The organism is Streptomyces sp. NPDC086549, from assembly GCF_044746205.1.
In the GTDB taxonomy this organism is placed as follows: Bacteria; Actinomycetota; Actinomycetes; order Streptomycetales; family Streptomycetaceae; genus Streptomyces.
On the sequence record NZ_JBIVBS010000003.1, the window covers coordinates 288892 to 302021 of the forward strand.

Annotated in this window: 12 protein-coding genes and 1 pseudogene; 6 read left to right on the plus strand and 7 right to left on the minus strand. The window is 69.5% G+C overall.

Going from position 1 to position 13130, the window contains the following annotated elements; translation table 11 throughout:
* Positions 1-136 precede the first annotated feature (136 nt).
* From ACIPSA_RS12275 to ACIPSA_RS12290, 4 genes are all read left to right on the plus strand, one after another.
* Positions 137-979: a nitrilase-related carbon-nitrogen hydrolase gene (locus ACIPSA_RS12275; protein WP_402632476.1), complete on the plus strand. Its 843-nt coding sequence runs from the start codon at positions 137-139 to the stop codon at positions 977-979.
* Between the two features lie 106 nt (positions 980-1085).
* Entirely contained in the window at positions 1086-2486 is a 1401-nt protein-coding gene (gene hydA / locus ACIPSA_RS12280) for a dihydropyrimidinase (RefSeq protein WP_402632479.1), read from the plus strand.
* Positions 2487-2497: 11 nt separating this feature from the next.
* Complete coding sequence (locus tag ACIPSA_RS12285; RefSeq protein WP_402632482.1) at positions 2498-3517, plus strand: TIGR03842 family LLM class F420-dependent oxidoreductase; 1020 nt, start codon at positions 2498-2500, stop codon at positions 3515-3517.
* 115 nt (positions 3518-3632) lie between these two features.
* Positions 3633-5162 carry an NCS1 family nucleobase:cation symporter-1 gene (locus tag ACIPSA_RS12290; protein ID WP_402632485.1) on the plus strand — a complete coding sequence of 510 codons (1530 nt, stop codon included), beginning with the start codon at positions 3633-3635 and terminating at the stop codon, positions 5160-5162.
* 27 nt (positions 5163-5189) lie between these two features.
* On the opposite strand, the gene ACIPSA_RS12295 is transcribed toward ACIPSA_RS12290, so the two are convergent.
* Positions 5190-5858, minus strand: coding sequence for a hypothetical protein (locus ACIPSA_RS12295; protein ID WP_402632488.1), 669 nt, complete (start codon positions 5856-5858; stop codon positions 5190-5192).
* Between the two features lie 270 nt (positions 5859-6128).
* Between ACIPSA_RS12295 and ACIPSA_RS12300 the strand changes: the two genes are divergently transcribed.
* The gene (locus ACIPSA_RS12300; protein WP_402632491.1) at positions 6129-6965 is read left to right on the plus strand and encodes an SDR family NAD(P)-dependent oxidoreductase; all 837 of its coding nucleotides are present in this window, start codon (positions 6129-6131) and stop codon (positions 6963-6965) included.
* A gap of 84 nt (positions 6966-7049) precedes the next feature.
* On the opposite strand, the gene ACIPSA_RS12305 is transcribed toward ACIPSA_RS12300, so the two are convergent.
* The 6 genes from ACIPSA_RS12305 to ACIPSA_RS12330 all read right to left on the minus strand — a co-directional run bounded on the left by ACIPSA_RS12305 (position 7050) and on the right by ACIPSA_RS12330 (position 12606).
* On the minus strand, positions 7050-7934 hold the full coding sequence (locus tag ACIPSA_RS12305; RefSeq protein ID WP_402632494.1) for an ABC transporter permease: 885 nt from the start codon (positions 7932-7934) through the stop codon (positions 7050-7052).
* Complete coding sequence (locus ACIPSA_RS12310) at positions 7921-8709, minus strand: ABC transporter ATP-binding protein (RefSeq protein ID WP_402632497.1); 789 nt, start codon at positions 8707-8709, stop codon at positions 7921-7923. The genes ACIPSA_RS12305 and ACIPSA_RS12310 overlap by 14 nt, the downstream gene beginning before the upstream one ends.
* 34 nt (positions 8710-8743) lie before the next feature.
* Positions 8744-9853 carry an ABC transporter substrate-binding protein gene (locus ACIPSA_RS12315; RefSeq protein ID WP_402632499.1) on the minus strand — a complete coding sequence of 370 codons (1110 nt, stop codon included), beginning with the start codon at positions 9851-9853 and terminating at the stop codon, positions 8744-8746.
* A gap of 472 nt (positions 9854-10325) precedes the next feature.
* Positions 10326-10784, minus strand: a complete 459-nt coding sequence (locus ACIPSA_RS12320; RefSeq protein ID WP_402632501.1) for an RrF2 family transcriptional regulator — start codon at positions 10782-10784, stop codon at positions 10326-10328.
* Between the two features lie 33 nt (positions 10785-10817).
* Entirely contained in the window at positions 10818-12047 is a 1230-nt protein-coding gene (locus ACIPSA_RS12325) for an acyl-CoA dehydrogenase family protein (RefSeq protein WP_402632504.1), read from the minus strand.
* Positions 12048-12078: 31 nt separating this feature from the next.
* Positions 12079-12606 (minus strand): winged helix-turn-helix domain-containing protein, encoded by a 528-nt coding sequence (locus tag ACIPSA_RS12330; RefSeq protein ID WP_402632507.1) that lies wholly within the window; start codon positions 12604-12606, stop codon positions 12079-12081.
* 163 nt (positions 12607-12769) lie between these two features.
* Here ACIPSA_RS12330 and ACIPSA_RS12335 point away from each other — a divergent pair.
* Positions 12770-13117: pseudogene (locus tag ACIPSA_RS12335) on the plus strand (ATP-binding protein); the annotation flags it as partial.
* Between the last annotated feature and the right edge of the window lie 13 nt (positions 13118-13130).

Sequence of the window (13130 nt, forward strand, 5' to 3'; positions counted from 1 at the left end):
GGGGCCCCTCCGCGCCCGGGGGGTGTTACGCGTGGGGGGGGGGGGGCCCCGCGGGGCTCCCCGCGCCCCCCGCGGGGGGGCGCGGCGGCCCCCCCCCCGCCCCCCGCCCCAGAACACCGAGCGACCGGAGGTCCCGATGAGCAGAGTGATCCGTGCCGCCGTCTTCCAGACCGCCTGGACCGGCGACAAGGAATCGATGATCCAGGTACACGAGCAGGCGGCCCGCGACGCGGCCGCGCAGGGTGCTCAGGTCCTGTGCTTCCAGGAGCTGTTCTACGGGCCGTACTTCTGCCAGGTCCAGGACAAGGCCTTCTACGAGTACGCCGAGCAGATCCCCGACGGCCCGATCGTCAAACGCTTCCAGGCCCTGGCCAGGGAACTGGGCATCGTCCTCGTCCTGCCCATGTACGAGGAGGAACAGCCCGGCGTCCTCTACAACACCGCGGCCGTGATCGACGCCGACGGCTCGTACCTCGGCAAGTACCGCAAGCACCACATCCCGCAGGTCCCCGGCTTCTGGGAGAAGTTCTACTTCCGCCCGGGGAACAGCGGTTGGCCGATCTTCGAGACCGCCGTCGGCCGGATCGGCGTCTACATCTGCTACGACCGCCACTTCCCGGAGGGCTGGCGTGCCCTGGGCCTCGCGGGCGCCGAGATCGTCTTCAACCCGTCGGCCACCTCACGCGGCCTGTCCCGCTACCTGTGGCAGCTGGAGCAGCCGGCGGCGGCCGTCGCCAACGAGTACTTCGTGGGCGCGATCAACCGGGTCGGCGTGGAGGACCTGGGCGACAACGACTTCTACGGGACGAGCTACTTCGTCGACCCGGAGGCCCAGTTCGTCGGCGAGGTGGCGAGCGACAAGGAGACCGAACTCGTAGTCCGCGACCTGGACCTGGCCAAGCTCCGCGAGGTCCGCGACCGCTGGCAGTTCTACCGGGACCGCCGTCCGGACGCGTACGGCCCGCTGACCGCTCCCTGACCGCAGGCCCGCAGCCCGCGGGCCCGGCACACCGGGAACGGGCCCGCGGGGCTCGGCGGCGCCCCGAGCAGGAGCCTTCAGCAACGTCCGTTTAAGGAGAGGGAGTATGAGCCGTACCGTCATCCGCGACGGTCTCGTCATCACCGCGTCCGACGAGATCCACGCCGACGTCCTGATCGAGGACGGCCGTATCGCCGCCCTCGCCGCCTCCGGCACCCCGGCCGCCGAGGCCTTCACCGCCGAGCGGGTCATCGACGCCACCGGGAAGTACGTGATCCCGGGCGGCGTCGACGCCCACACCCACATGGAGCTGCCGTTCGGCGGCACCTTCGCCTCCGACACCTTCGAGACCGGCACCCGGGCGGCCGCCTGGGGCGGCACGACCACGATCGTCGACTTCGCCGTGCAGAGCGTCGGCCACACCCTGCGCGAGGGCCTCGACACCTGGCACGCCAAGGCCGAGGGCAACTGCGCGATCGACTACGGCTTCCACATGATCGTCTCCGACGTGAACCAGGAGACGCTCAAGGAGATGGACCTCCTGGTCGAGGAGGGCGTCACCTCCTTCAAGCAGTTCATGGCCTACCCCGGCGTCTTCTACAGCGACGACGGCCAGATCCTGCGCGCCATGCAGCGCTCCGCCGAGAACGGCGGCCTGATCATGATGCACGCGGAGAACGGCATCGCGATCGACGTCCTGGTCGAGCAGGCGCTGGCACGGGGGGAGACCGACCCGCGCTACCACGGGGAGGTGCGCAAGGCCCTCCTGGAGGCGGAGGCCACCCACCGCGCGATCAGGCTCGCCCAGGTCGCCGGCGCGCCCCTGTACGTCGTCCACGTCTCGGCGATGGAGGCGGTGGCCGAGCTGGCCCGGGCCCGCGACGAGGGGCTGAACGTCTTCGGCGAGACCTGCCCGCAGTACCTGTTCCTGTCGACGGACAACCTGGCCGAGCCCGACTTCGAGGGCGCCAAGTACGTGTGCAGCACCCCGCTGCGGCCGAGGGAGCACCAGGCCCAGCTCTGGAAGGGCCTCAGGACCAACGACCTGCAGGTGGTCTCCACCGACCACTGCCCCTTCTGCTTCGTGGGCCAGAAGGAACTCGGCCGCGGCGACTTCTCCAAGATCCCCAACGGCCTTCCGGGCGTCGAGAACCGCATGGACCTGCTCCACCAGGCCGTCGTCGACGGGCACATCTCCCGCCGCCGCTGGATCGAGATCGCCTGCGCCACCCCGGCCCGTATGTTCGGCATGTACCCGAAGAAGGGCACCATCGCCCCGGGCGCCGACGCCGACGTCGTCATCTACGACCCGCACGCCGAGCAGGTCCTGTCCGCCGAGACCCACCACATGAACGTCGACTACTCGGCCTACGAGGGCAGGCGCGTCACCGGCCGGGTGGAGACCGTGCTCTCGCGCGGCGAACTCGTCATCACCGAGCGGGAGTACACCGGACACGCCGGTCACGGCGTCTACACCCCGCGCTCCACCTGTCAGTACCTCACCTAGGAAGGGCGCCCATGGACTTCGGACTCGTCCTGCAGACCGACCCGCCGGCCTCCCGTGTCATCAGCCTGATGAAGCGGGCCGAGCGCAACGGCTTCACCTACGGCTGGACCTTCGACTCCGCCGTGCTGTGGCAGGAGCCGTTCGTGATCTACAGCCAGATCCTCGCCAACACCACGAAGCTGACGGTCGGCCCGATGGTCACCAACCCGGGCACCCGTACCTGGGAGGTCACCGCCTCCACCTTCGCCACCCTCAACGACATGTTCGGCAACCGCACGGTCTGCGGCATCGGCCGTGGTGACTCGGCGATGCGGGTCGCGGGCCGCAAGCCCAACACCCTGGCCCGGATCAGCGAGGCCATGAAGGTCATCCGCGCGCTGGGCCGGGGCGAGGAGGCCGACCTCGGCGGCACCGTGGTCCGGTTCCCGTGGATCAGGCCGGGCGCCGAACTCCCCGTGTGGATGGCCGCGTACGGGCCCAAGGCCCTGAAGATGACCGGCGAGGAGGCCGACGGGTTCATCCTCCAGCTGTCGGACCTGTACCTCACCGAGTACATGGTGAAGGCCGTCAAGGACGCGGCCGTAGCCGCCGGGCGCGACCCATCCGAGGTGAAGATCTGCGTGGCCGCCCCGGCCTACGTCACCGAGGACGACTCACCCGAGGCGCTCGCCCACGCGCGCGATCAGTGCCGGTGGTTCGGCGGCATGGTCGGCAACCATGTGGCCGACCTGGTCTCCAAGTACGGCGAGCACTCCGCCCAGGTCCCCGACGAACTCACCGACTACATCAAGGCACGTCAGGGCTACGACTACTCCCACCACGGACGCAGCGACAACCCCGACACCGAGTTCGTGCCCGACGAGATCGTGGACCGCTTCTGCGTCATCGGATCCGCGCAGAAGCACATCGAGAAACTGAACGCACTGCGTGAGCTGGGTGTCGACCAGTTCGCGGTGTACGACATGCACGACGCGCAGGAGGCCACCATCGACGCGTACGGGACGCAGGTCATCCCGGCCGTCAACGGCTGATCCCCGCCCGGCAGTTGATCTCCCCCTTCCCGCCGTCCCGGGGAGGGGGCCGCCACCCCCCTCGGCGCCACCCGCACGGCCTTTCCCGTCCCACCTCACCACGATTGGCCTGCCCATGACCGACACCGCTCCCGAGGCGATACCACTGTCCGGCCAAGTCACCCTCACCGACGGGCGCGTCGAGCTCACCCCGGGCTCCCCGCCGCCGAATGGTCCGTACGCGAACGAGGACCTGCTCCCGGTCCCCGTCGAGAAGCGCACCTGGACCACGTACAACTTCTCCGCGCTGTGGGTCGGCATGGCCCACAACACGGCCTCCTGGACGCTGGCCTCCGGGCTCATCGCCGTGGGCATGGACTGGAAGCAGGCCGTGTTCACCATCGCCCTGGCCAACCTGATCGTGCTGGTCCCGATGCTGCTCACCGGGCACGCGGGACCCAAGTACGGCATCCCCTTCCCCGTCTTCGCCCGCGCCAGCTTCGGTGTGCGTGGCGCCAACCTCCCCGCTGTCGTACGGGCGTTGGTGGCGTGCGGCTGGTTCGGCATCCAGACCTGGATCGGCGGCGAGGCGATCTACTTCCTCGCCGGGAAGCTGATCGGTGACAGCTGGACCGACGCCGGCAGGATCGGCGGATACGCCTGGACCATGTGGCTGTCGTTCGCGATCTTCTGGGTGATCCAGGTCGCGATCATCTACCGGGGCATGGACACGATCCGCCGCTTCGAGAACTGGGCGGCGCCCTTCGTGCTCGTCGGCGCGTTCGTGATGCTGGTCTGGATGAGCAACAAGGCGGGCGGCCTCGGCCCCCTCTTCGACCAGCCCTCCAAGCTCGGCTGGGGCGAGGACTTCTGGAAGCTGTTCTGGCCGTCCCTGATGGGCATGATCGGCTTCTGGTCCACGCTGTCGCTGAACATCCCCGACTTCACCCGTTACGGCAAGAGCCAGAAGGCCCAGACGTGGGGCCAGGCGCTCGGCCTGCCGACCACCATGACCCTGTTCGCCTTCCTCTCCGTGCTGGTCACGTCCGGTTCGCAGGCGGTGTACGGCAAGCCGATCTGGGACCCCGTACAGCTGGCCGCCCAGACCGACAACGTGGTGGGCCTGCTGTACGCGCTGGTGACGGTGCTGGTGGCGACCCTGTCCGTGAACATCGCGGCCAACCTGGTCTCGCCCGCGTTCGACTTCTCCAACATCGCGCCCCGGAAGATCAGTTTCCGCACCGGCGCCCTCGCCACCTGTGTCCTCGGCGTGCTGATCTTCCCGTGGAAGCTGTACTCCGACCCGCAGGGCTACATCTTCACCTGGCTCGGCCTGGTGGGCGGCCTGCTCGGCACGGTCGCGGGCATCCTCATCGCCGACTACTGGATCCTGCGCCGCACCCGCCTCGACCTCACTGACCTGTACCGCACGGGCGGCCGCTACTGGTACGCGGGCGGCTGGAACTGGCGGGCGGTCGTGGCCTTCCTGACCGGCGGTGTGCTCGCCGTCGGCGGCGCCAGCTTCAAGCCGCTGATCGACGGCAGACCCATCCCGGCGCTCTCCTCCCTGGCCGACTACGGCTGGGCGGTCGGCCTGGGCACGTCGCTCACGCTGTACCTGGCGCTGATGCTGCTGACCGGCCGGAAGGAGCAGGCCGCCGGCTGAGGGCGGAGTGTCCGGCGTGGAGGGCGGTCAGCTCGTGCGGCCGCCCTCCAGTGCCGTCACCGCGTCCTTGGCGGCCTTGATGGCGCCCTTGTTGATCACGTCCGCGCCGGGCGCCTTCTTCGTCTCGAAGTCACTGCCGTTGTACGTGACGACGACGAGGGCGTTGGAGGCGCGGGCGATCACCACGCCCTCACGCGTCTGCTGCTTGTCCTGCGTGGTCACGTTCACCACGGAGTAGGCGGAGTCGCCGAGGCCCGGTACGTCCCCTCCGCCGCTTTTCTCCGCGATGCGATCCTTGTACTGCTTTTGTGCGGTTTCCTCAGAGTCGGTGATCTCGAAGGAGACGTCGAGCCAGCGGTAGTCGTACCCCTTGAGCGCGTTCCAGGAGCAGGTGCGGCGCAGCTTCGTGTCGGTCGACGGTATCTCCTTGCCGGCCGTCTTGGCGCCCGGCACCAGGGAGGTGATGGTCTTCGCCGCCACGCTGCCGCAGGGCGCGGGCGAGGAGGCGTACGTCTTCGACGCCGCCTTCGACGAGGGCGCGGTGGGCGACTGGCTGGGCGCCTGCTGGTTCGGCCGGTGCTCGGCGGCCGGTGCCGGGGCGAACGGACCGGACGCCAGCGCCCAGCCGGCCGTGGCGAGCACGGCGACCGGCGACAGGCGCGCGGTCAGAGCGAGCGGCAGAGGAAGATCACGCACGGGCGCACTTCTCGTGGGGGAGGGGCGGAAGGAGTCCACACTGCGGACGGGACGCCAGTGTCACACGACTCTCTGTGAGGCGGTAGTGAAAACTCGCTCCGTGCCTGCGCGGTAACTGTGGAGTGTTGTTGACGGGCTGTGTGCCTCAGGGGCGTACGGCCGAAACCGTCCACAATCCGGCCCGGTGCCGGCTCGAAGCCGTCGGCGACGGATCACCGGGTCCTAGGCTCGGACGCGCTTCGTGATCCCGGAGGAGGGCGTTGAAGAGCAGTGAAGGACAAGCGAGTTGTCATCGTGACCGGCGGAGGTACCGGCATCGGGGAAGCCACGGCCCGGCTGCTGCGCGAGGGAGGTCACCACGTGGTCGTCTCCGGCCGGCGCAGCGAGCCCCTGCGGCGCCTCGAAGCGGAGACCGGGGCCTTGGCGTATCCGTCCGACGTGGGTGATCCCGAGGCGGCCGACGGTCTCGTCCGAACGGCCCTGGCCGCGCACGGACGTCTCGACGGGCTGGTCCTCAACGCGGCTATCGGGCGCGGCGGAGCCGTGGGCGACCTGTCGTTGGGGGACTGGGACGAGGTGATGCGCACCAACCTCACCGGCCCGCTGATGCTCCTGCGCGCGGCGCTCCCGCACCTGCTGGAGACGGGCGGATCGGTGGTCGCCGTCGCTTCGGTGTCCGCGCTGCGCAACGGCACGAGCAACGCCCCGTACGCCACGTCCAAGGCGGCCCTGCTGCAGCTGTGCCGCTCCGTCGCCGTCGACTACGGACGTCAGGGCGTGCGTGCCAACATCGTGTGCCCTGGCTGGGTACGCACCGAGATGGCCGACCGGCGCATGGCGCGTTTCGCCGAGGAGGCGGGTCTCGGGGACGGCGGTGTGGACGCCGCCTACGAGGAGGCGACCGCGCTCCTGCCCATGGGGCGGCCGGGTGAACCGCGTGAGATCGCCGAGGTGATCTGCTGGTTGCTGTCCCCGGCGGCGTCGTACGTCAACGGCTCGGTGCTCACCGTCGACGGCGGGGCGACGGCCCTCGATCCCGGGACCCTCGGGTTCGACTTCCACGTCACACGACGCGGCCGGGCCCAGGCCCACCCTGCCGAGGGGTGACGCGAAGGGAGCGGACGACGACCGAGGAAGCGCGACGGTGACTGATGCGCTGAGCCGGGCCGGTGCCGATGGCGATCCGGTGGTTCAGCGGGTGACCAGCAGGCCGCGGCTGCGCAGGACCCATCGTTCCAGCGGGCTGAAGATGAGCAGGTCGATGGCGATGCCGACGAAGAGGATGAGGAAGATGGCTTCGAACACCATGGACATGGAGCTGGCGTTGCGGCCGTTCTCCAGCAGTGCGCCCAGGCCGATGCCCAGGTCGGGGGAGGAGGCGATGATCTCGGCGGCCATCAGTGAGCGCCAGGAGAAGGCCCAGCCCTGCTTGAGGCCGGCGAGGTAGCCGGGCAGCGCGGCGGGCAGGACTATGTGCCAGGCGCCCTTCAGACCCGTCGCGCCCATGGTGCGGCCGGCTCGTAGGAACAGTGGTGGTACCTGGTCGATGCCGGAGACGAGGCCGTTGGCGATGGAGGGGACGGCGCCGAGGAGGATGACGGCGTACATCATGGAGTTGTTCAGGCCCAGCCAGATCACGGCGGGGGGCACCCAGGCCACCGACGGCAGTGACTGCAGGCCGGACAGGACCGGGCCGATGGCGGCGCGTACGAACTTGACCCGTGCGACGAGCAGGCCGAGAGGGGTGCCGATGGCGAGGGCGAAGAGGAAGCCGAGCAGGCCGCGGGAGACGCTGGTCCAGATGTAGCCGAGCAGTTTGCCTTCCAGCCAGGCGTCCTTGAACTCGTTGCCGACGTCGGTGGGTGAGGGCAGTTTGGTGGGGTCGTCGACGATCCTGACGGAGATCAGGGCCTGCCATGCGAGCAGGACGACGGCGGTGGCGACGAGTGGTGGCAGGATTTTGCCGGTGAAGGTCTGGCGGAGCGGGGTGCGGCCGGTGGTGGCGGTCTCCAGGGCGTCCAGGCCGGCCTCGACGCTTCCCGCGTCCGTGGGGGTCGTGGTGTCAGTGCTGGCCATGGCGGCGGATCTCCCCACGCAGTACATCGGTGATCTCGAGGGACAGTTCGGCGACCGGCGCGTCCTCGATGCGCCGTGGCTGGGGGATGTCCACCTGCCACTGGCGGGCCACCCGGCCCGGGCGGGAGGAGAGCAGCACGACCCGCTGGGCGAGGCGGACCGCTTCGCGCACGTTGTGGGTGACGAACAGGACGGACAGTCCGGTCTCGGCCCAGATGCGGGTGAGTTCGTCGTGCAGCACGTCGCGGGTGATCGCGTCGAGTGCGGCGAAGGGTTCGTCCATCAGCAGCAGCTGGCTGTCCTGGGCGAGCGCGCGGGCCATGGCCACGCGCTGGCGCATACCGCCGGACAGTTCGTGCACCCGTTTGCCGTACGAGCCCTGCAGTCGTACGAGTTCGAGGAGCTCCTCGGCGCGGCCGCGTCGTTCGTTCTTCGGGACTCCGCGGAGTTTCAGGGCGAGTTCGATGTTCTTGCCCGCGGTCAGCCAGGGGAACAGGGCGTGTTCCTGGAACATCAGGGCGGGGCGTCCGTGGGTTGCGATGGTGCCGGCGGTGGGCTGGTCGAGCCCTGCGACCAGGTTGAGCAGGGTGGACTTGCCGCAGCCGGAGGCTCCCAGGAGGGTGACGAACTCGCCGGGTGCGACATCGAGCGTGATGTCGTCCAGCACGAGCTGCTGCCCGGCGGGGCCGGCGAAGGACTTCGAGACGTGCTCGATGCGGGCGGCGTGCGTCGCCACCGTGGCATCCACGGCATCCTTGGCGATCGTGGTGGCCATGGTCGTCACCTCCTGGGAACTCTCGGATCCGGACTTACTTGACGCCGAGACCGGCGTCGCCGACCTCGTCCTTGCCCTCGGCCTTGAGGACCTTGTTGAGCGGTGCGAGGTCGTAGATGCCCTTCAGACTGGGGTTCTCCAGCAGGCCCGCCTTGACCGCGTGCTCCGCCTCGGTGTTGAGGGTGGAGGCCAGCGGGTCGTCGAGGAAGGAGACGGACTTCCAGGCCGGGTCGATGACGTCGGCGGGCAGCTCCTTGCCCGACAGCTCCTTCAGCGCCGCGTTGGCGGACGCCTTCGCCTTGTCCGGGTTGGCGTTGATCCACTCATTGGTCTTCACCGAACCGCGCAGCACGGCCTCGACGACGTCCGGGTGCGCCTTCAGGAACTTCTGCGACACGATGATGTTCGTGATCACGAACTTCTTGTCGGGCCACAGCGTCGACTCGTCGAGCAGCACCTTGCCGCCCTCGGCGACCAGCTTGGACGCGGTCGGCTCCGGCACCCAGGCCCCGTCGATGGAACCGGACTTGTAGGCGTCCGGAGTGATCTTGTTGTCGGTGCGGACGACGGAGACATCGCCCTTGCCGCTCTCCGCGTCGACCTTCCAGCCCTGCTCCGCGATCCAGTTGAGGAACGCCACGTCCTGCGTGTTGCCGAGCTGAGGCGTGGCGATCTTCTTGCCCTTGACGTCCTTCAGGGACTTGATCTTCTTCGGGTTGACGACGAGCTTCACACCGCCCGACGCCGAACCGCCGATGATGCGCAGGTTCTTGCCGTCCGACTTGGTGTAGCCGTTGATGGCGGGGGAGGGACCGATCCAGCCGATGTCGATGGACCCGGCGTTCAGCGCCTCGATCTCGGAGGGGCCGGCGTTGAAGGTCGAGGGCTTGATCGTGGTGCCGCCGAGCTCCTTCTGGAACAGGCCCTCCTGGACGCCCACGAGAGCGGTGGCGTGCGTGAGGTTGGGGAAGTAGCCGATCTTCACTTCGTCGACGGAGAGCTTCTTGGCGCCCGCCGCGGCCGCGGTCTTCTTGCTGTCGTCGTCGGTGGACTTGGATCCGTACCCGCAGGCGGTCAGCAGGAGGGGAAGCGCGGCTATGACGGCGATGGTGCGCAGGGCGGTGAGCGGTCTTGCGGCAGACACGGAGGTGTCCTCTCAGGAATGGGTGATCAGGGAGGTACGGAAGAGCGAGGAGTGGGGCCCATGGGCACGCACCAGTACTCCGCTCGCCGGCGCTCGGCGGCGGGAATGCCGCCTCGGGCCGAGGAGCGGGTCGTGGGGGAAGTGGTGTTGCGCTCGCGGCACGCGGTCAGGAGGTTGCGCGGTCGCCGTCAGCCGAAGGGTGTCCCGGTTGGCAGGTTCTGCGGAGGTCTCAGACGGACCGACAGATGGCGCTGGACGTACGGCCGAAGTCGATGTGGCGACGTGAGGTCAGGAGGGGCTGCAACCGGACGGTGCGGTCGAGCATTCGCATGGCCACACCTCGAAGTTCCCTAGTTTTCCCACCTGGCTGATAGGGATCGTGGCAGAAGGCTGCGTCCACCCCAAGAGGGTGTTCGCATGATGGACGTCCCCATCTCGAATTTCGAGATCAGAGGTGGAATGGTCCGGAATGTCAGGGGTTCACCCAGGCGCCCGGGGTGTCGGTCAATGCGGACACTTCGGTGGGTAGTTGGGCGGATGCGACATCGGCGAGCGACACGCCGTCGAGGATCTCGCGCACGTTGGACCGCAGTGCGATCCACAGGGGGAGCAGCGACTCGGCGGGGCCGGTGTAGCACAGCTCCGGCGGGCGGACCCCGCGCACCGAGACCAGCGGCCCGTCCACGATGCGGATGACGTCGGCGATGCTGATGGACTCGGCGGGCCTGGCCAGCCGGTAGCCGCCGTTGCCGCCGCGCCGGCTGAGGACGAGACCGCCCCGGCGCATGTCGTTCAGGATGCTTTCGAGGAATTTGTGCGGGATGGCCTGGGCGTCGGCGATGGCCTCGGCCTTCAGCGGCCCGTCGTCCCGTGCCGCGGCGAGCTGCAGCGCGGCACGTACCGCGTAGTCGGCCCTGGCTGAGATCCTCATGTGCTCATTGTCCCGTAGGGCTTCGGCCTGCCATCAGATGGGCAGGACGAACGGGGGGTGCGCCCCGTTGAGGAAGTAGTCGCCGACATCGCGGAGCCGGGGCGCGACGGGCTCGTGCAGGGAGTGGGTCCGGGCGTTGCGCCAGAAGCGGTCCAAGCCCAGCCGTGAGGAGGCGGAGCGGGCGCCGATGATGTCGAGGGCGCGGCTGGTGGACTCCTGCGCGGCCCGGGAGGCGGCGGCTTCGGCCACGGCCACGAGAACGGAGATCTCCGCGTACTCGTCGTAGCTGAGCTCTTCGCCGCGTGCCAGCCCGCCGTGCACGGCTTCCAGTGCCTGATCGGCGAGCGCCGACGCGGAGCGGGTGAGGAGGGTGAGTTCCCCGTAGACGGTCAGCACATGCGGGTCCTGGGGAGAGCCGACCGGCCAGGCGGGGTGCCAGGGCGAGTGACCCGCCCGGCTGTACTCACGGGTTTCGGCGAGCACTCCCTGGGCCATGCCGAGACGGAGCTGGACGGAGAGGAGCCGCCCGACCGGCGACACCAGACCGGCCAGGGGCGACAGGACGTCCTCGTCCGCGGACAGGGAACCGAGTACGTCGTCGGCGGCGACCGGTACGGCGTCGAACTCCACGCTCCCGCCGGCCGCGAGCCGCTGGCCGAAGGTGTCGGCGTCGCCGTCGATCCGCACGCCGTGCCGGGCGGGATCGACGACGACGGCGAGCGGTTCGCCGGTGTCGGTCCGAACGGCCCGCACGGCGAGGCGGTCGGCGACCAGGACCCCGGTGGCGTAGCTCTGCCGGCCGTCGAGCACATGGCCGCCGCTGGTCCGGGTCAGCGTCAGAGACGGTTCCTGGCCGGCGAAACCACCACCCCAGCACCACCCTTCCGCCGCGGACTGCTGCTCGATCCGGGCGGCGAGAGCGGGCTCGGTGAGGAACCGGGCGCTCCATGAGAGGAAGTAGTGACAGCCGAGCAGCTGACCGATCGCGCCGTCGGCCGCGGCGACCTCCCGGACCACGGAGCAGACCGTGGGCCAGTCGGCGCCGCCTCCCCCGAGCTCGGCCGGCACGAGGAGCGTCAGCAGTCCCGCCTCACGGAGCCGGGAGACCTCGTCGAACGGGACCTTGCCGGCCTGCTCTCTGGCCACCGCGTCCGTGGCCAGGTCGTCCGCCGTCTCGCGGGCCACGCGCAGCCAGTGTTCACGGCCGGATTCGATCCGGTCGGGCGGCGAAGTGGGGTCGGACAGCGCAGGGGCAACGGCCATGGAAGCGGTCTCCTCGAGGTCAACGGCGCGCTCAGGGTGCGTACTTGTAACCCACGCGTCGTACGGTGACGATCCGGTGCCGGTGAGCCGCGCCCAGCTTGCGGCGCAGGCGCGCGATGTGGACATCCACGGTGCGGCCGTCACCGATGTGGTCGTAGCCCCAGATGGCGACCATCAGCTGCTCGCGCGAGTGCACCTGGTGGGGGTGCCGGACGAGATGGGCCAGCAGCCCGAACTCCAGGTAGGTGAGGTCGAGTTCATGTCCGTCCAGCTCCGCGACATGGCGCGTGGGATCGACGCGGACGGCGTCGCCTGCCGGCTGCCGCACGGGAGGCGAGTCCGTGTAGGCGACCGGCCGGATCTCCGGCCGTGTCACGTCCTTGGCGAAGAGCTGGGCGGGATCGATGCCTTCGGGGACGAGCATGAGGTAGCCGACGAGGGGAGTGGAACGGTGTCCCTCGTCGCCGTCCTGCGCGGCGTCGTCCACGAGGCGGAGACGGCGGACGTCGGGGAGCGGCGTACCCGATGGGGCGGCCTGGGCCGGAAGTGCCGTGGTCATGGCGGTCGTCCTTCAGAAGTGCGTCGGGGCATCGGGCGCGGTGGGGTGGCTCGGCCTGATCGCCTGGGATGTGGAGAGAAGGAGTGGAGCGGCATGCGCGACGTGTGGGCCGCGTGCCCTACGCGCGACAGCAGGCGGCGCTGACGACGTGACCAAAGTCGACATGCCGACGACGAACGAGTCGCTGCTGTGTGTGGGGCATGTGTCTCATGCTGCGCACCTGTTGGCGGGCCGTCAACACTTTCCCAGTAAATCGATAGGAAATGTAGGGAACGCAACACCGAGGGTCCTCACCGAGGCCCTCACCAACGCGGCACGGCACGCCGGCCCGGCCCGGGTCCGGGCCGGACTCGACGATGGGGAGCGGGAGCTGACGGTACGCGTGGACGACGACGGCAAGGACCGCGACCCGGCCGGCCCGCCGGTACCGGGAACCGGACTCGCGGGCATGCGGGAACGCGTGACGGCCCTGGGCGGCACCTTGCACGCCGCCCCGCGCGCGGAGGGCGGCTTCTCGGTGTGCG